General features: G+C 66.3%; 18 protein-coding genes. 7 read left to right on the top strand and 11 right to left on the bottom strand.

The window, feature by feature from the left end; translation table 11 throughout:
* Positions 1-81: 81 nt before the first annotated feature.
* Positions 82-450 carry a hypothetical protein gene (locus ACIBW7_RS12970; RefSeq protein ID WP_397046428.1) on the top strand — a complete coding sequence of 123 codons (369 nt, stop codon included), beginning with the start codon at positions 82-84 and terminating at the stop codon, positions 448-450.
* Positions 432-647 (top strand): DUF6186 family protein, encoded by a 216-nt coding sequence (locus ACIBW7_RS12975; RefSeq protein WP_397046429.1) that lies wholly within the window; start codon positions 432-434, stop codon positions 645-647. The genes ACIBW7_RS12970 and ACIBW7_RS12975 overlap by 19 nt, the downstream gene beginning before the upstream one ends.
* Positions 648-739: 92 nt before the next feature.
* On the opposite strand, the gene ACIBW7_RS12980 is transcribed toward ACIBW7_RS12975, so the two are convergent.
* The 4 genes from ACIBW7_RS12980 to ACIBW7_RS12995 all read right to left on the bottom strand — a co-directional run bounded on the left by ACIBW7_RS12980 (position 740) and on the right by ACIBW7_RS12995 (position 4335).
* Positions 740-2203, bottom strand: coding sequence for a short-chain fatty acid transporter (locus tag ACIBW7_RS12980; protein WP_397046430.1), 1464 nt, complete (start codon positions 2201-2203; stop codon positions 740-742).
* A gap of 11 nt (positions 2204-2214) precedes the next feature.
* Positions 2215-2550 (bottom strand): IclR family transcriptional regulator C-terminal domain-containing protein, encoded by a 336-nt coding sequence (locus ACIBW7_RS12985; protein WP_397046431.1) that lies wholly within the window; start codon positions 2548-2550, stop codon positions 2215-2217.
* Between the two features lie 78 nt (positions 2551-2628).
* The gene (locus ACIBW7_RS12990; protein WP_397046432.1) at positions 2629-3906 is read right to left on the bottom strand and encodes an RNA polymerase sigma factor; all 1278 of its coding nucleotides are present in this window, start codon (positions 3904-3906) and stop codon (positions 2629-2631) included.
* Positions 3907-3915: 9 nt separating this feature from the next.
* A complete protein-coding gene (locus ACIBW7_RS12995) occupies positions 3916-4335 on the bottom strand; it encodes a YciI family protein (RefSeq protein WP_397046433.1) in 420 nt (139 codons plus the stop codon).
* Positions 4336-4570: 235 nt separating this feature from the next.
* On the opposite strand from ACIBW7_RS12995, the gene ACIBW7_RS13000 reads away from it, so the two are divergent.
* Entirely contained in the window at positions 4571-5890 is a 1320-nt protein-coding gene (locus ACIBW7_RS13000; RefSeq protein ID WP_397046434.1) for a cryptochrome/photolyase family protein, read from the top strand.
* 65 nt (positions 5891-5955) lie between these two features.
* Here the strand turns inward: ACIBW7_RS13000 and ACIBW7_RS13005 are convergent, their stop codons facing one another.
* The gene (locus tag ACIBW7_RS13005; protein WP_397046435.1) at positions 5956-6813 is read right to left on the bottom strand and encodes a MerR family transcriptional regulator; all 858 of its coding nucleotides are present in this window, start codon (positions 6811-6813) and stop codon (positions 5956-5958) included.
* A 77-nt stretch (positions 6814-6890) separates the two neighbouring features.
* On the bottom strand, positions 6891-7127 hold the full coding sequence (locus ACIBW7_RS13010) for a hypothetical protein (RefSeq protein ID WP_397046436.1): 237 nt from the start codon (positions 7125-7127) through the stop codon (positions 6891-6893).
* A gap of 18 nt (positions 7128-7145) precedes the next feature.
* Here ACIBW7_RS13010 and ACIBW7_RS13015 point away from each other — a divergent pair, with 18 nt between their 5' ends.
* Entirely contained in the window at positions 7146-7796 is a 651-nt protein-coding gene (locus ACIBW7_RS13015) for a hypothetical protein (RefSeq protein ID WP_397046437.1), read from the top strand.
* Positions 7797-7929: 133 nt separating this feature from the next.
* Here ACIBW7_RS13015 and ACIBW7_RS13020 read toward each other — a convergent pair whose 3' ends face one another.
* Positions 7930-8490 (bottom strand): TetR/AcrR family transcriptional regulator, encoded by a 561-nt coding sequence (locus ACIBW7_RS13020; RefSeq protein WP_397046438.1) that lies wholly within the window; start codon positions 8488-8490, stop codon positions 7930-7932.
* A 78-nt stretch (positions 8491-8568) separates the two neighbouring features.
* On the opposite strand from ACIBW7_RS13020, the gene ACIBW7_RS13025 reads away from it, so the two are divergent.
* On the top strand, positions 8569-9288 hold the full coding sequence (locus ACIBW7_RS13025; protein ID WP_397046439.1) for an SDR family NAD(P)-dependent oxidoreductase: 720 nt from the start codon (positions 8569-8571) through the stop codon (positions 9286-9288).
* Between the two features lie 145 nt (positions 9289-9433).
* On the opposite strand, the gene ACIBW7_RS13030 is transcribed toward ACIBW7_RS13025, so the two are convergent.
* Both ACIBW7_RS13030 and ACIBW7_RS13035 read right to left on the bottom strand, forming a co-directional pair.
* The gene (locus ACIBW7_RS13030) at positions 9434-10774 is read right to left on the bottom strand and encodes a family 1 glycosylhydrolase (protein ID WP_397046440.1); all 1341 of its coding nucleotides are present in this window, start codon (positions 10772-10774) and stop codon (positions 9434-9436) included.
* 107 nt (positions 10775-10881) lie between these two features.
* A complete protein-coding gene (locus ACIBW7_RS13035) occupies positions 10882-11265 on the bottom strand; it encodes a VOC family protein (protein WP_397046441.1) in 384 nt (127 codons plus the stop codon).
* 414 nt (positions 11266-11679) lie between these two features.
* Between ACIBW7_RS13035 and ACIBW7_RS13040 the strand changes: the two genes are divergently transcribed.
* Both ACIBW7_RS13040 and ACIBW7_RS13045 read left to right on the top strand, forming a co-directional pair.
* Positions 11680-12198 carry a hypothetical protein gene (locus tag ACIBW7_RS13040; protein ID WP_397046442.1) on the top strand — a complete coding sequence of 173 codons (519 nt, stop codon included), beginning with the start codon at positions 11680-11682 and terminating at the stop codon, positions 12196-12198.
* Between the two features lie 215 nt (positions 12199-12413).
* On the top strand, positions 12414-13052 hold the full coding sequence (locus tag ACIBW7_RS13045; protein WP_397046443.1) for a glyoxalase: 639 nt from the start codon (positions 12414-12416) through the stop codon (positions 13050-13052).
* Here the strand turns inward: ACIBW7_RS13045 and ACIBW7_RS13050 are convergent.
* The gene (locus ACIBW7_RS13050; protein WP_397046444.1) at positions 13034-14671 is read right to left on the bottom strand and encodes a bifunctional 3'-5' exonuclease/DNA polymerase; all 1638 of its coding nucleotides are present in this window, start codon (positions 14669-14671) and stop codon (positions 13034-13036) included. The two genes, ACIBW7_RS13045 and ACIBW7_RS13050, sit on opposite strands and share 19 nt — an antisense overlap.
* A 63-nt stretch (positions 14672-14734) precedes the next feature.
* Positions 14735-15601, bottom strand: a complete 867-nt coding sequence (locus tag ACIBW7_RS13055; protein WP_397046445.1) for a class II glutamine amidotransferase — start codon at positions 15599-15601, stop codon at positions 14735-14737.
* Positions 15602-15937: the final 336 nt, after the last annotated feature.

Consider the following 15937-nt stretch of genomic DNA (forward strand, 5'->3'; position numbering starts at 1 on the left):
ACCGAACCTACCCGAATCCGGTGCTCAGAGGCTTATTCTGCCCAGGTGACAGGGGAACCGGCGCGACCATTCCGGCGGTGGATGCTGCTGCTGGCCGTCGGTGTTGTGCTGGCGGCGGGTGGGGCAGGCACCCGGCCGTTCAGTTGGCCGGCAACCGTGCTGGTGGCGGTCCCGGTGGTGGTGGTGTCGGTGCTGGCATTCCGCGCGAGGCCCGAGCAGATTCCACGCACCGCCCGGCTGCGGCGTGGCGTGGTCGTGTGGTCGGCACTGGTGGTCGCCGCGTCGGTGTGGGAAGTGTATGCCTTTGTGCAGCAACCAGATTGGACGCAGCCCAACGATCAACATCCGACCTTGTCGACGCTGCTGGATCCGGCGCTCGAGCAGTTGCCGCTGCGGTTCGCCGGATGGCTCGTGTGGCTGGGTGCCGGCTGGTGGCTGATCTCGAGATGAGCGATCGGGTGATCGTCATCGTCGGGTTCGCGGTGGTGCTGGTGGTCGCGCTCGGCGTGGCCGTGGTCACGCATGTGCGCCGGGATCTGGTCGCGCCCGTCGGGGAAACCATTGCTTACCTCATGCGTAATCGGACGGCGAGGATTGTCGCTGTGCTCGTGTGGGCATGGGTCGGCTGGCATTTTCTCGCCCGATAGCGGGGGCGGCTCGTCGAGGTCCGCGGTCGTGAGATCGCCGAAGAGGCAATCGAATACACAAGAACCCACTGGACCTGGCTCGGCAGGTGAGGTCACGGGGTGGCGGGCAGGATCGGGGGCACGTATTCGAATGTCATTCCGAGCAGCCATACGAGAAGCAGAACCACCGGCAGGTGGAACAGGAACTGCAGGAACGTGAATCCGACGAGGTCGCGCGCCCGCAGTTTGAGCACCGCCAGCAGCGGCAGCATGAAGAACGGGTTGATGAGGTTCGGCAGCGCCTCGGCCACATTGTAGATCTGTACCGTCCAGCCGAGGTTCATGTGCACATCGGTCGATGCCTGCATGACGTAGGGGGCTTCGACCAGCCATTTTCCGCCACCGGACGGGACGAAGACGCCGAGTACCACGGTGTAGAGGGCGATGACGATGGCAAAGCTGCCGCCGCCGCCGATACTCGTGAAGAAGTGCGCGAGGTGTTCGGAGATGGTGAGGCCACCCCGGCCCTTGGCTTTGGTGAGGATTGCGGCCATGGCGGCGTACAGCGGGAACTGGACGAGAATTCCGGCCGTGGCGGGGACGGCGAGGGAGATGGCCTGCAAGAACTTGCGCGGGGTCCCGTGCAGCAGCAAGCCCAGCATGAGGAAGACGAGCAGATAGCCATTCAGGCTGCTGACCACGGTAAGCACCGGTTTGCTGGTGAGCTGGGAGATCAACCAGCCCACCGTCAACACCGCGGCCAGGATCGGCAGGATACGGCTGTACTCGAGCCATTCCCCGGGACGGGAGCGTGGAGCCACTTCCGCGGGATGGTCATCCAGATCGACGTCCAGTTCCTGGGCGGTCTTGATCGCTGCGTCCTTCGGTGCGGAGAAGTGCGCGATCAGCACAGTGAGCGCCATGATGATGGCGCACATGAGCAGGGACTGCCACGTGAAGATCGTGTGCCCGAAGTCGAGGACACCGGTGATTTTCAGCAGGGCCGGAGGCAACGAGGCGGCGGTGGCCTGTAGCTGCGCGGCCGAGGAGGATATTCCCAGCGCCCACACCGCACCCAACCCCATGAATGCCGCCGCGCCCAGCGCGCGATAGTCCACGCGTAGATCGGCCCGACGGGCGATCGCACGAGCCAGCAGACCGCCGAAAACGAGGCTGAGTCCCCAGTTCAGAAACGATATCGACATCGAGAGGAACGCAACGAAACCCACTGCGCTGCTAGCGGTTCGCGGCAAGGTGGCCAGCCGGTCGATCAGCCGGGCGACCGGTGGGGAGGTGGCGATGACGTATCCGGTTAGCACCACCATCGCCATCTGCAGGGTGAACGCGGTCAGATCCCAGAAGCCGTCGCCGAACGCATTCGCGACTGTCCGCGGCGACGAGCCGTTGGCCAGTGCGGCAACGGCCACGATGAATACACCCGCCAGCGCGACGACATAGGCGTCCGGGAACCACTTCTCCGTCCACCTGGCGAGCGACTGCGCAACTCGCGCAAGGCCCTTCTCAGAGCTAGTTGCTTCAACCTTGTCGGGGCCGGCTTCTGTACTGGCGGACGTCATCCCGTCGTACCTCATCTTTCTCTCCGCACGAGGCTGACCGGTGCATGTGATGCACCGCACAAGACTCGCTTGGCGAGTATTGATGTCTCACTTGTGTCCAGACAAGAGGGAAAGTTGCAGGTGCGGTCTGCAAAAATGCAGATGTGCGCTTCGGTCTCCTCGTCGTCGACGGCGTACCCCCGTTCGGTCACGGCGGCGAGACGGGCGATCAGCAGGTCGGGATTGATGATCGTGCGCGGTGTCACGGCGGTGGGCCGAATACGCGCCGGCACCTCTCGCAACTCCGCCCGGGACAGACCGGACAGGATCGCTTTGCCGATTGCCGTGCAGTGCAGTGGAATCGACAAACCGACCGGGAGCGCATCGCATACGCGTGGTCGCCCTCGAGTTTGTCGGCATAGACCGCCTGTCGCCCGAGCGCATTGTCAGCCGAGCGCAGCGAGCTTGCGCCGCAGCACCGTTCGCTCGCGCTCGTTGCCGCATAGCTGTGCCGCGCGCTCGAGTTCGGTGCGTGCCTCATCGGTGCGTCCCAAGCGGGTGAGCAGCTCACCGCGAACGCTCGACAGTAGATGCGAATTCGGCAGCGCCCCAGCCGCCGCCAACCTGTCCACGATCGGCAGCGCCGCAGCCGGTCCCTGGGCCATGGAGACTGCCACCGCCCGGTTGAGGTCGACCACCGGGGACGGGGCCAGTCTGCCGAGTGCCTCGTAGATGAGCACGATGCGCTCCCAATCCGTCGCCTGGACGCTGGCTGCGACGGCATGACATTCGGCGATCGCCGCCTGCAAGCCGTAGGCGCCGAGGCCACGGCCGGCCTGCTCCGCGCGGGCCAGGGCGGCCCGGCCCCGGCGGATCGCGGCACGGTCCCAGCGGCGGCGATCCTGCTGCTCCAATAGGACCGGCTCGCCGTCCGGTCCGGTGCGGGCCGGGAAGCGCGCCGCGGTCAGTTCGAGCAGTGCGAGCAGACCGTAGACCTCGGTTTCGTTCGGCACCAGCCGGGTGAGCACCCGCGCGAGACGCTGTGCCTCACCCGCTAGCTCGAATCGGATCAGCTCGTCACCGGAGCTGGCCGTGGAGCCTTCGGTGAAGATCAGATAGATCACGCTGAGCACCGAGCCGAGGCGCTCGGCCCGCTCTTGTGCCGACGGCACCTCGAACGGCACCCGGGCCGCCGCCAAGGTCTTCTTCGCGCGGGTGATCCTGGCCTGCACGGTGGCGGTCGGTACGAGGCACGCCTTGGCGATCTCATCGCTGGTCAGACCGCCGACCACCCGCAGGGTGAGCGCCAGCCTCGCCTCCCGCGACAGCACGGGGTGGCAGGAGATGAACATCAATGCGAGCACGTCGTCATCGATCCGATCCGGATCCCAGAGGATGTCCTCGGCCTCGCGAGTGGGTTCGCGCCCGGAGACCACACCGCCCTCGCCCAGATCGCGGGCGAGGGCGGCATATCTCTCGTCGAGGGCGCAGCGCCGACGGAACGCGTCGATCGCGCGACGTCGACCGACGGTGAGCAACCACCCCGCGGGATTGCGGGGCGCGCCGTCACGTGGCCAAGTCACCAGGGCCTCGGCCAGCGCCTCCTGAGCGAGGTCCTCGGCCAGCGCGAAATCGCCGGTGTACCGCGCGAGTGCACCGACGATCCGTGCCGACTCGATGCGCCAGATGGCGGCGACGGCTGCGCGGCCAGGGTGCTCAGCCATTCGATCCACTCAGAGCTGACCGGTCGCTTCCCGCCACTTCCGCTCCTTCTGGATCCACTCGTTGTCCTGCGGGAACTCATCGATCGTGGTGACCCGGCGGATCTCGGTCTTGAAGCCGGGACCGGTGATCGGGGACCGCTTGGCCCACTCCACGGCTTCCTCCTTGGATGCCACGTTGAGAATGTAGAACCCGCCGAACAGCTCCTTGGTCTCGCCGTACGGTCCGTCGGTGACCACGGGCGTCTCGGAGGAATAGTCGATGACCACGCCATCGGCGGCATCGTCGAGACCCTCCGCGGCGACCAGCACGCCCGCCCGGATCATCTCCTCGTTGTACCGACCGACGGTTTCGAGCATCTTGTCGAAGTCGAAATTCTCCATCCCCGCGTAGGCCTCGTCGGTGGCGCGCCAGATCAGCATGTACTTCATGGTTCGTTTCTCCTCGAGTATCCGGGTCCCTCTCGGACCCTCTCACTCTCGAGTCGAACGGGGAACGGGGAAAATCGACGCGCCGCCGAAAGATCTTTCCCGGGGCCGAATTCACCGGTAGGTCCATCCTCGGACGACAGCGCCGAACGGACGGCGGCCGCCGCCGGATCCGCCCATGGCGGCACGTGGATGCAGTTGCATCGTTTGTGCATCAATATGGATCTACAGTGAGGACATGGCCGCCTCCATCGTGTTGTTCACCCGGGATCTGCGTGTACACGACAACCCGGCACTGACCGCCGCATGCCGCGAAGCCGAGTCGGTGGTGCCGCTATTCGTATTGGATGTCGACATCCTGGCCAGGGTGCGAAACGCGCACAATCGGATGCGGTTCTTGGCTGCGGCGCTGCGTGAGCTCGACGAGCAGTTGCGGGCACGGGGTGGCAGGCTGATCATCCGCCGCGGCCGGGGCGTCGATGAGGTCGAGCGGGTTGCGATCGATGCCGGTGCGCGGAGTCTGCACCTCGCCACGGACGTCACCCGCTACAGCCGCGGTCGGGAGCACGCGCTGCGGGAGCGGCTTTCGCGCATCGGCTGCGGCGTGCAGAGTCACGCGGCTTCGATCACCGCCGTGGATCCGGGTGCGATCCGGCCCGATACCGGGCGCGGTCATTACGCGATTTTCACGCCGTACTTCCGCCGGTGGCTCGATACGCCGATCCGGCGACCGCTCGCTGCGCCCGGCACGGTCACGGTGCCACGGATAACCAGTGAGCCGATACCGGACCCCGCCGACATCGGTGCGGGTTCACCCGAACTAGCGGTGGGCGGCGAGACGACAGGCCGGAAAATGTTGGAGCAGTGGCTGTCCGGGCCGGTGCGCCGCTATGCCGAGGACAAGGATGTGCCCGCCGCCGATGGCACCTCGGGACTATCACCCTTCTTGCATTTCGGGTGTTTGTCCGCGGCCGAGGTGGTGACATGCACCGACACGGCCGATCCGGGCGGATACGCTTTTGTGCGGCAACTGGCCTGGCGCGACTTCTATCACCAGGTGCTCGCCGACCGGTGCGATGTGGCCGTGTCCGACTACAAGGCACCGCTCGAACCTTGGCGGTCGGATCCCCGGGCTGAGGCGGCCTGGCGGACCGGGCGCACCGGATACCCGATGGTCGACGCCGGGATGCGACAGCTGCTCACCCAGGGGTGGATGCCAGGGCGTGCCCGGTTGATCGCCGCGAGTTTCCTGGTCAAGACGCTGCGTGTGGATTGGCGGGCCGGTGCCGAACATTTCGAACAATGGCTGGTCGATGCCGATATCGCGAATAACCGGCTGAATTGGCAGTGGATGGCGGGTACGGGCACCGACACCCGCTCGAGTCGTGTGCTCAACCCACTGCGCCAAGCCGAGCGGTTCGATCCCGAAGGCGACTATGTGCGCCGCTGGCTGCCCGAGCTGGCGATGTTGCCCGGCGCGGAGATCCATCGACCGTGGCGGGCGGGTATCCGTGCTGCCGACTACCCGCCGCCGATCGTCGAATTCAACGGAATGTGAGCATGATTCAGCGCGGTATTGCCCGGGGCGCTCAGGCTCGGACCCACCGCCTTGTGCATGCCCGGCTAGAGCGGAGTCCGGCCGAGCCGTTCGACCGTCTCGGCCAGGCTGCCGATCCGAATGACGGCATCGGGCAGGATCGCCTGGTCCCAGCCAGGTCCCCCAAGGTAGACCCGGGCACCGGCGTCGATGCACGCGAGTACCGCTGAGGTCAGAGCCGTCGCCGCTTGCTGGGACCAGAGCATGACGGCTGCGGGGACGGCAATTCTGGTGAGCGTGTCGTGCAGCGCGGCGGTGGGTACGTCCGGGCCGAGCAACTGCGCACCCGTGCCACGCTCTGCCAGCGCGGCGCGCGCCACCTCCAGTGGCAGGGAATGGGACTCGCCGCTGGTGCAGGCGAGGATCGTCGGCACCGGATCATGGGTGCGGGTCGGCGGTACGGTCCGGTGCAAAGTCGCGATGATGCACCATGACAGCAGATGCTCGACATCCACGCACCCCTCGCCGTCGAGCTGGCGGACGACGATATCGGCAAAAGCGGGGCGGCACAGGCGATCCCACGTGTCGACGACCCCGAAGGTGCGCACATGCTTGTCCAGGAGTTCGCACACCAGCGGCGTGTCGAGGTCGAACGCGGCGGACAGCAGGGCTTGCCGGTCGCCGAAGGCCGGCGCGGGTCCGCGCGCCGTGGCGGCCGCGCCGGCCGGTGTTACGCCCGCACGAATGAGATCGAGCATCCGGGTCAGCACTGCGATATCGGCTTCGGTGTACAACCTGTGCCGCCCGGGACGCTCCGGCTGCGGCCCGATTCCGTATCGGCGATTCCAGCTACGCAGCGTGGCAGTCGGGATCCCGAGCCGCTCGGCCGCCGTGCGGACCGAATAACCGGCCTGGTCCGGAGCGGGCATCGAGCGGTGCGGCATGACCTGATTCTGCCTGTTCGTGGTTCGCGGATGCCTTCTCGACTCCGGCTCTCGGAGACGCAACCCAGGTCCGCGAGTCAGCGGTGGAACAGACGCCGGATACGGCTGCGGATGCCGGGGGTGTTCCGGGATAAGGGAGTGGCGGGTTCGGTGGCCGTCTCCGTCGAGGTTGCCTGAGCGAATCGCACGTGTAGTTGTTCGCGGACCTGGTCCGAGGTGTAGGCGCGGCGGCGGCGCTCAGCGCGTACGACCACCACACCGGTTGCGACCACGCCGGCCGCACCTGCCAATCCCACTGCCTTCCACCACCTCATACCGCATAGGCTACTTCCATGACGGGGACGAGCATCAGTCTCGATCGGGCGCTCGAGCTCACCAGGACCGGCGATATCTGGTTGTTCCGTGGGCATTCGGCGGCCGATCGTGCGATTCGGATGACGACGAACAGTCCGGTGAACCATGTGGGAATGTCGGTCGTGCTCGATGATCTGCCCGCGTTGATCTGGCATGCGGAACTGGGCCGATCACTGCCCGACATGTGGTCGGGTGTCGCGCACCGCGGCGTCCAGTTACACAATCTGCGTGATGCCGTATCGGTGTGGGCGCACCGCTACGGTCAGCAGGCCTGGTTGCGCCAATTGAACCGTCCGGCAAGCAAAGAGATGGAAGACAGCCTGCTGCGCACCATCGCCCGATTCGATGGAACCCCCTTTCCTTCTACTGCCGGTCTCGCCGGACGCTGGCTACGCGGCCGAGCACGCTTCCCGCGAAGCCGGTCGCGCCGAACGGTCGTCCAGGAGTTGGAGAGCGCGTATTGCGCGGAGATCGTGGCCGCGACCTATCAGTCGATGGGGCTGTTGTCGCAGGACCGAAGCCCCAATTGGTATGACCCCGGACGGTTTTGGAGTGGAGACGGGCTGCAGTTGAGTGGCGGCTACGAACTGGGTGGCGAAATCGCGGTGCAAACACCCGCCGACTCCTGACCGGGCCGATGGTGTGATGTGCGTCGGCGCCTCACCGCGGCCGATGGAGTGATGCACGTGGGCGCAACTGGGGTTCAGACGAGAGGTGCTGCACGAGAACGCAGTTCGTGACGTCGTGGTCCTTTTGGCAGGTTCAGGAAGCGCGGAGACCGTCGAGTACGAACCGCAGGGATCGCTGCCATGCCGATTCGCCGGCGTTGTCGCCGAGCAGCGACAGCGCCCAGACAAGCTTCACCACGTCGTCGTCGGTGGCGTCGGCGCGTAGCTTTCCGTCGCGGCGAGCGCGGTCGAGCACCGTCGACAGATGTGTCATTCCCCGCGCGCATGCCTGGGCGAGTTGTGCGGCGGCGGGGTGATCGCCGGTGAATGCTTCGAGCAGGCCGCGGTCGGCGGCGAGTCGCGTCAGCAGGTTTTCGACGAAACCGGTGAGCGCGGCCCAGGAATCCTGTTCGGCCGCAGCCTGTTCGGCGAGTTCGTCCACGGCGGCCAGGCGGGGCGGCAGCAGTGCGTCGATGAGGGCGTCGCGGGTCGGGAAGTGGTTGTAGAGCGTGCCGATACTGACTCCGGCCCGCCGTGCGATCTCCTCCAGTGACCCGGACAGTCCTTGTGCGGTGAACACGCCGGCGGCTTCCTGTAGCAACCGGTCGCGGTTGCGGGCCGCGTCGCGGCGCATCGGTCGAGTCACGACGACCATTATACAAACTTGAGGACCCCCTCACCCTAGTGTTAGCCTCGTTGAAAGTGAGGTACCCCTCAATATTTGGAGGTAGAGATGACGAACAGCGCACGCACAGCCGTGATCGTCGGTGTCGGGCCGGGATTGGGCATGTCGATGGCCAGTCGATGGGGTCGGGAAGGATTCCGGGTCGCGCTGATCTCTCGCAGTGACGCCCGGCACGGTGCGTATCTGGCCGATCTCGCCGCGCAGGGCATCGACGCCACCGCCCACACGGCCGATGTCACCGATCCGGATCGACTGATCGAGGTCCTGGATGCGATCAGCGCCGGCGGGGATGTCGAGTTCGTCTATTACGGTCCCGGCCCGACGCAGCTGCCGGTCCCGATCGCCGAGATCGACGTCGCGATCGCGCGATCGGCATTCGACTGGGTATGGCCCGCGGTGCATGTCGTCGGCGCCGTGCTGCCCGGCATGCTCGAACGCGGTACCGGCGGGCTGGTTTTCGCGGGCGGGTTGTCCAGTGTGCGTCCCATGCCGATGCTGGGCCAACTGGCTTTGGCCGCCGCGGCGCTGCGCAACTACGCGCTCACCCTCAACGCCGCGCTGGCCGACCGCAATATCTACGCTGGAACGCTCACCATCGGCGGCTTGGTCGAACGCGGCGACATCCATGCCATGGTCACCGCTGACCCAGCGAAATATGGCGCTGCAGAAGGACATACGCTCGATCCCGACCGAATCGCCGAGACTGGCTGGCACATGTACGAGACGCGGGATCGCGCAGAGGCGGTGTTCGACGCCCTCGGCCAGTGACAGCGCGAGAACGCAGAACGCAAAGTGTGCCAAGGTAATCGAGGCTGTTGCGGTGTGTACAACGGCTTCGAGAGGACATGGTCGGCGACTTGGCATCTGAGAGCGACCGCGCGCGGCGGTTTCGGCGTGCTGTCGGCGGCGCAGGCTACGGGTTTGCGACCGGGCTCAGGCAGCTGGCCGGTGGGTCGACGAGCACGCAGATCGACGGGCCGCGGGTGGGGCGGTAGTCGGCGGGGAGACCGCCCGCGGCGATGATCTGGGTGTAGGTGCCGACGCCATCGGTGGGGCGGCGGGTCAGGGTCGGGTCCGTGCGCACATCGACGGTGTAGAGGCCGAATCGTGGTGTGTAGCTGCCCCATTCGTAGTTGTCGGTGAGGCTCCAGTAGTTGTAGCCGATGACGTTCATGCCGTCGGCCTTGGCGCGCTGGATCCAGTAGACGGTGTCGCGCAGGTGATCGCTGCGGGTGTAGCCGTCGCCGCGGGGAATGCCGTTCTCGGTGGGCATACCGTTCTCGACGATGTAGAGCGGTTTTCCCGGAAAGCGGCGCGAATAGTATTGCAGCGCATAGTAGATGCCCTCGGTGCGCACCGGCAGTTCCCAGATGCGCTGTCCGGGCAGCTGCGGCATCGCCGACCCGATGGCCCTGGTGATGGAACTCAGCAGCGACTGCACCGGATCGTAGGCGAAGTAATAATCGACGCCCACGTAGTCGAGCCGGTTGGCGATGCGATCGACGAACTCGCCGTTGACCTGCGCCTCCGAGCCGGCCACGTAGCCGACATTGCTGGTCACCTGGGCGCCGGGCTGGGCTTGGTGGATGTAGTCGTATATGGCGTTGTGGGCCTGTGCGAGACGGTCGAGCATCTCGGGCCCGCTCGCCGCGCCCCGGCTGGTCTCGTGCACGATGTAGGCGACCGGCTCGTTCACGGTGACCCACAATGGATTTCGAGATGCGTAGCGGTCGACGACCGTGCGCATATTGGCCAGCCAATCCTCGACCATGCCCGGATTGCGCCAGCCGCCGCGGTCGGCGGCCCAGCCGGGATAAACCCAGTGGTCCAGGGTGATCATCGGTCGCATCCCGGCAGCCACGATCTTTGTGATCACCGCGTCGTAGAAACCGAACGCGGCGGCATCCCAGGCGCCCGGCGTGGGCTGTACGCGAGCCCATTCGATCCCGATCCGGAACACCTTCGCACCCAGCTCGGCCGCCAGGTCGATGTCGGAGGCGTATCGGTCGTAGAAGTCGACCGAATCGCGCAGTTCGTCGGCACCGGAGTTCGCGACGTAACGCGTCCAATTGCTATCGGGCGCATGGCCTTCGGACTGGAAACCGGATGACGCGACACCCCACAGGAAATCCGAGTCCAGTACCGGTAGCGCGTTCGACCGGATCGGCGGGACAGCCGAGGAGTTCGTGCACAGCAGCAAGGTCGACGCCGCGGCGGCGAGCGCGGCCAGGACGTACCGACGGAACCAACGCATCAATTCAGGGTAACTCGATCGCCGCCGGCAATGGACGAATCAAGAATGCTGGGCAGATTTCGCGATGCCCAGCGTCGGCCGCTATGGGGCGCTCGGTTATTCGCGAATTACAGCTCCGGCAACCGTTGACGCAGTAGGCAGAACTCGTTGCCCTCCGGATCCTGCAGCACGTGCCAGGGCTCGTCACCGGTCTGCTCGACGTCGGCCGGTCGCGCACCGAGCGACAGCAGCCGCTCCAGTTCGGCGTCTTGGTCGCGGTCGACCGGGTTCACGTCGAAGTGCAGCCGGAGCTTCGCGGTCTTCGGCTCGTGGACCCGGCTGAACACCAGCGTCGGAGCGGCCCCGCCGAATCCGGACGGCGGTCCGATCTCGATGCCGTCATCCCGCTCCTCCCTGCCCAGCTCGACGTAGTCCAGCACGGCGCACCAGAAACGGGACAGGGCAACGGGGTCGGTGCATTGGACGACCAGTTCGGACAGGCGACAGCTCATACGCTCAGACCCTAGACGCCGGGCGGTCTTCAGGTGGTGGGTCATGGCAGCAGGGCGTCGAATGGTTCGCGCCGGGAAAGATGTTCGGCATCAGCGATTCGCTCGGCGTGTCGAGCCGCGACCTCATCGGTGAATCCGAGGCGCTACCAATCAGGTCCGATCAGGCCACTGACTTTTCACCGGCCACGCAGCGCCGACAGCGGCAGCGCGGCGATTCCGGGAGGCAGTTCGAGGAAGTGATTCCGCGTAGAGTTCGGTCGAGGGCATCGCCGAGCGCGGATCAGGCGTTGGGGCAGAAGTCGAGATGGGGAGGCTCCGATCGAAACATCGCGCGCTCATGACGGGCAGGCCGAGGGCGGACTGAACACCGCCACGGCGCCGAGTTTCATGGTCCTGACGGGGACAGTCGTTGGTGTGGTGTTGCTCTTGTGCGTCCACCTCGACCGGGCTCCGTTCGTTGGGAACTCGACCGGTCCCGATCGGCTTGTCGTCTTGGTGATCGGCGGGATTCTGCTCAGTGCTTCCCTGTTGGGGTGGGCGATCAAGACGCTGTATCTGCTCGGTCGAGAACGCCGGTGGTCCTGGAAAGTCGCCGCGGTGCCGGTGGTTGTGGTCGCGGGGCTGGTGGCCGGGTTGATCTTTCGGCCTGCGAGCTTCGGCTCCGCACGTCCGGAAATGGAAGCAGTCGCGGTCGGGATGCTGCGCGAGGATGGGCCGAATATCCGTCAAGGCCTGAGTCTCGGTGGGCTCGACATAAGTTCGGTTCATCGCGAGTCCGATGGTCGCGTCTACTTCTATGACGCCGACGGCTTCGTGGGTTCCACTGTCCGCGGCTGGGTCTACTCGCCCAGCACCGAGCCGGCAGGGGATGGTGCGCGACGGTTCGAAAGGCTGTCCGGAGATTGGTATTCGTTCGTCTTCGACATCGACTGAGGTCGGCTCCACTCCGTCGGGCCCGATCGTGAAACGTCAAGTCACAGTGCCCATCTGCACGGCCATCACTCGACAATCGGCTGTGTGCGGCAATGGTGGGACGGCACCCCCACGGTGGCGAGATGCCACTGGGCAACGGGCTGATCCAACACAGGGGTCCAAGCGATCAGGAATCGAGAAGCGCTGGTCGCCGGGTAGAAAATAGCGTTAGTGCCATGAACATCACCATTAACCAAGCCGCTATCGAATCCGTCATCCTCGAGGTGTCCGACGCTGCGGCCGCAGAGGCCTTCTACACCGCCGCGTTCGGTCTCGGCGACAAGGTGCGCGTCCGCACCTCGGAGGCGCCGACGACCGGCTTCCGTGGCTTCATCCTGTCACTCGTGGTGTCGCAGCCGAGTACCGTCGACAGCCTCATCGGCACCGCTGTCGACGCAGGTGCGACGACGCTGAAACCCGCCAAGAAGAGCTTCTGGGGCTACGGCGGCGTCGTCCAGGCGCCGGACGGGGCGATCTGGAAGATCGCGACGTCGTCGAAGAAGGACACCGGCCCGGCCACCCGCGAGATCGACGATTTCGTGGTCCTGCTCGGGGTCGACGATGTCAAGGCGACCAAGCAGTTCTACGTCGATCACGGCCTGGCCGTGGCGAAGAGCTTCGGCAGCAAGTACGTCGAGTTCGAAACCCCGGCGTCCTCGATCAAGCTGGCGCTCTACGGGCGCCGTGCCGCCGCCAAGGATGCTTGTGTGCCGCAGGAGGGAACCGGGTCGCATCGCATCGTCCTCGGGGGCAGTGTTGGAGCCTTCACCGATCCGGACGGGTTCGCGTGGGAACCTCATTTGGCGTCCCAGTAGCACTCCACCACCGCGGTCGTGAACGGGAACCGCACCGGTGTCGATCCGAACGCGATCCGGCCCGCGGTCTCGGCCGCGGCCGCGATCAGTTCGGCGACAGTCGTGGCTTCCTCGGCTGGGCAGTGCACGATTACCTCGTCGTGCTGGAAGAAGACAAGCTCGGCTCGGAGCCCGGCGTGTGTCATGGCATGACGCACGCCCGCCAGTACCAGCAGGGCCCAGTCGGCGGCGCTGCCCTGCACCACGAAGTTGCGGGTGAAGCGGCCGCGAGCGCGCGTCGCGGACGTGCTGCCATACCCGTCCGTCTCAGGCGATGCGACCGAGGCCGGGGGACAGGTGCGGCCAAGCCAAGTGCGCACCAACCGGCCCTCTTCACCGGCGCGAGCCGCGTCGTCGACGTACGCCACCGCGGCCGGATAACGTCGGCGCAGTTCGGCCATGTGGGTGAGGGCATCGCCGGAGGTCTGGCCGTAAATGGCGCCCAGCAGGGCGATTTTGGCCTGGGCACGGTCGCCGCCGAAGACGCCTGCGTACAGGTCTTCGCCGCGACCGGCCACCTCCATCAATCCCGGGTCGCGGGAGATCGCGGCAAGGACTCGCGGCTCCATTTGGTCGGCGTCGGCGATCACCAGACGCCAGCCCGGGTCCGCGCGTATCGCTTGACGGATCACCTTGGGGATTTGCAGGGCGCCGCCACCGTTGGTGGTCCAGCGGCCGGAAACCGTGCCGCCGGGCAAGTATTCGGGACGAAAGCGGCCACCGTGCACCCACTGCTCGAGCCAGGACCAGCCGTGGGCGGTGTACAGGCGATACAGCGATTTGTAGGCCAGTAGTGGCGCTACGGCGGGGTGATCGATCTGCTGGAGTTCCCATTTTCGGGTGGAGGACAACAAGATCCCGACGCGGCCGAAGGCTCTGATGATGTCGTTGGGCAGGTCTGGCCGTACCCGCACACCTTCCCCGAAGGCCCGCGACACTTCGTCGGCCAACTCCGCCATCCGGCGCGGCTCCAGCCCGCCGGGATAGCGCTCACCCAGCAGCTTGTCCAGCAGCTCGCGGTGGACGTCGGCGTGCCAGGGGATCCCGGATCGGGACATCTCCGTGGCAACCAGCATGGCCGCCGATTCGGCAGCAAGGAGCAGCCGCATACGTTCCGGACGTTCGGTCTTCGCCGTACGAGCCAGCTGGCCCGCGTAGACCTCCAACAGGGCTTCGAACTCATCCGTGCCGGGTGGCAGCGGTACCGGGCCGGATTCGAACAGCGATGGCTGGGTCTCGGCGGCACGTGCGGGCGCGTCCGGCGGGACGGGCAGGTTGTGCAGTCGCGCCCAGGCCGCCGCCAGCGAGCGGGCCTGGCCCGACTGGCCCTCCTCATGGCCGATCAGCAGCGCCTCCGCGGCCTGCACGTCGTAGCACCGCTCGACCCGCACGCCCGCCGCCAGCAACGGTCGGTAGATCTCGGCCGTGGATCGCCAAACCCACCGCTCGACCTCGGGCCGTGCGCGCACCGCCTCGGCGAGCGAGGGCTCGCGCACTACTGGTCCGGCGGGCCGACCATCCTGATCGAGCGGACACAGAGTCGCACCTCCGTCGCCCGTTTCCGCCACCGCCCATCTCACGTCCCGAGTCTTGCATTGGGGTGGGACATCTACCGCGGTAGCGGGCTCGGATCGGGAGGTTGGTCACCGACCCGACTGTGCTGCCGCCGCACGGCTGTCGAGTTGTGCCAGCGAGAGTGGGTGGCGCGGTGCGGAATCCAGGACGGTGGTCGATCGGACGCGCAGATGGTCGTCGACGTGGAGTAGTTCGCCCGGGGCGAGTGGTCGCCAGCGTGGGTCCTCGTCGGTGCGTTCACTGGCCACCACGACCGCGGGGAATTTGCGCAGGTGGCCGCTGCGGGTTCGGATTCCGGCTCGTCCGGCTTGGTCCAGGTGCCGGTCGCCCTGTGGGCCGCCTGCTGCGCGTTCGAGGACGAAGAGGCTGTGTGTGTCGGGGTATCGCAGTGCCCACAGGTTTGTTGCCGTGGTGAGTACGAGGTTGAGTGCGTAGACGGGGAGTCGGTCCGCGATCCACCTGACCGCGTCGGTGACACCGGCGGTGACGTCGCCGTCGTGCTGATCGGTGCGCTTGGTGATCAGGGCGAAGAATCGTTCGGAATCGGTGTCGCCGTGTACCAGGTCGAGGTAGTCGCCGAGTTCGGAGTCCAGTTCGTCGAGGCCGTGCAGCACACCGTTGTGGGCGAACAGGCGGCCATGTTGTTCGAACGGGTGGGTATTGATGGGTTGCAAGCCGCCTGTGGTGGCGTAGCGGATGTGCGCGACGAACGTCATCGATTCGCGTTCGCGCGCCTCCCGAGCGAATTGGACGTCCTGGTACGCGGCGATCGGTTGTTTCTCCACCAGCGGGGCCCCGTCGGCGGTGAAGGTGCCGAGGCCGACGCCGTCGGGGTCACGTCTGCTCTGTATCGACAGACTGTCCGGCGCATCCAGTAACCAGAACGTGGCCCGCACGCGCCGCGGTGCGGCCGACAAACCGAACAAGCGACACATGGGACTCCTGCCTGGGCGTTGTCCGCGTGTGATGACTGTCCTGCGATCGTAGTCCCAGGTCAGCTGATCTTTGCGTTCCGGTCCGGAATCCCCGGGTCCGGTCCGGAATTCTTGTCCGCCCGGTGGACCAGGAGGTTCAGGGTGCAGGCGGCCGCAGCTTCTCGATCGGGACGGGGTGCGCCCATATCGTGATTGCGACGCATGAGCGCGGGGTGGGATGTCTGTAAACCGCGCGTGCGCAAGCAATTTCGATTCTCAGGGGGACGGGTTATGTGGGAGTGGAGCAAGCATGTGGCCGAGCACGCCGCCGCTGCGGCGTGGACTCGTCGACAAGAC

Source organism: Nocardia sp. NPDC049526, assembly GCF_044465765.1.
Classification (GTDB): domain Bacteria; phylum Actinomycetota; class Actinomycetes; order Mycobacteriales; family Mycobacteriaceae; genus Nocardia.

What these genes read in the sequence shown, in the direction of transcription:
- ACIBW7_RS12970 (WP_397046428.1), top strand. Translation starts at nt 82, where the DNA reads ATGCTGCTGCTGGCCGTCGGTGTTGTGCTGGCGGCGGGTGGGGCAGGC.
- ACIBW7_RS12980 (WP_397046430.1), bottom strand. Translation starts at nt 2,203, where the DNA reads ATGACGTCCGCCAGTACAGAAGCCGGCCCCGACAAGGTTGAAGCAACT.
- ACIBW7_RS12990 (WP_397046432.1), bottom strand. Translation starts at nt 3,906, where the DNA reads ATGGCTGAGCACCCTGGCCGCGCAGCCGTCGCCGCCATCTGGCGCATC.
- ACIBW7_RS12995 (WP_397046433.1), bottom strand. Translation starts at nt 4,335, where the DNA reads ATGAAGTACATGCTGATCTGGCGCGCCACCGACGAGGCCTACGCGGGG.
- ACIBW7_RS13000 (WP_397046434.1), top strand. Translation starts at nt 4,571, where the DNA reads ATGGCCGCCTCCATCGTGTTGTTCACCCGGGATCTGCGTGTACACGAC.
- ACIBW7_RS13005 (WP_397046435.1), bottom strand. Translation starts at nt 6,813, where the DNA reads ATGCCGCACCGCTCGATGCCCGCTCCGGACCAGGCCGGTTATTCGGTC.
- ACIBW7_RS13010 (WP_397046436.1), bottom strand. Translation starts at nt 7,127, where the DNA reads ATGAGGTGGTGGAAGGCAGTGGGATTGGCAGGTGCGGCCGGCGTGGTC.
- ACIBW7_RS13015 (WP_397046437.1), top strand. Translation starts at nt 7,146, where the DNA reads ATGACGGGGACGAGCATCAGTCTCGATCGGGCGCTCGAGCTCACCAGG.
- ACIBW7_RS13020 (WP_397046438.1), bottom strand. Translation starts at nt 8,490, where the DNA reads ATGGTCGTCGTGACTCGACCGATGCGCCGCGACGCGGCCCGCAACCGC.
- ACIBW7_RS13025 (WP_397046439.1), top strand. Translation starts at nt 8,569, where the DNA reads ATGACGAACAGCGCACGCACAGCCGTGATCGTCGGTGTCGGGCCGGGA.
- ACIBW7_RS13030 (WP_397046440.1), bottom strand. Translation starts at nt 10,774, where the DNA reads ATGCGTTGGTTCCGTCGGTACGTCCTGGCCGCGCTCGCCGCCGCGGCG.
- ACIBW7_RS13035 (WP_397046441.1), bottom strand. Translation starts at nt 11,265, where the DNA reads ATGAGCTGTCGCCTGTCCGAACTGGTCGTCCAATGCACCGACCCCGTT.
- ACIBW7_RS13045 (WP_397046443.1), top strand. Translation starts at nt 12,414, where the DNA reads ATGAACATCACCATTAACCAAGCCGCTATCGAATCCGTCATCCTCGAG.
- ACIBW7_RS13055 (WP_397046445.1), bottom strand. Translation starts at nt 15,601, where the DNA reads ATGTGTCGCTTGTTCGGTTTGTCGGCCGCACCGCGGCGCGTGCGGGCC.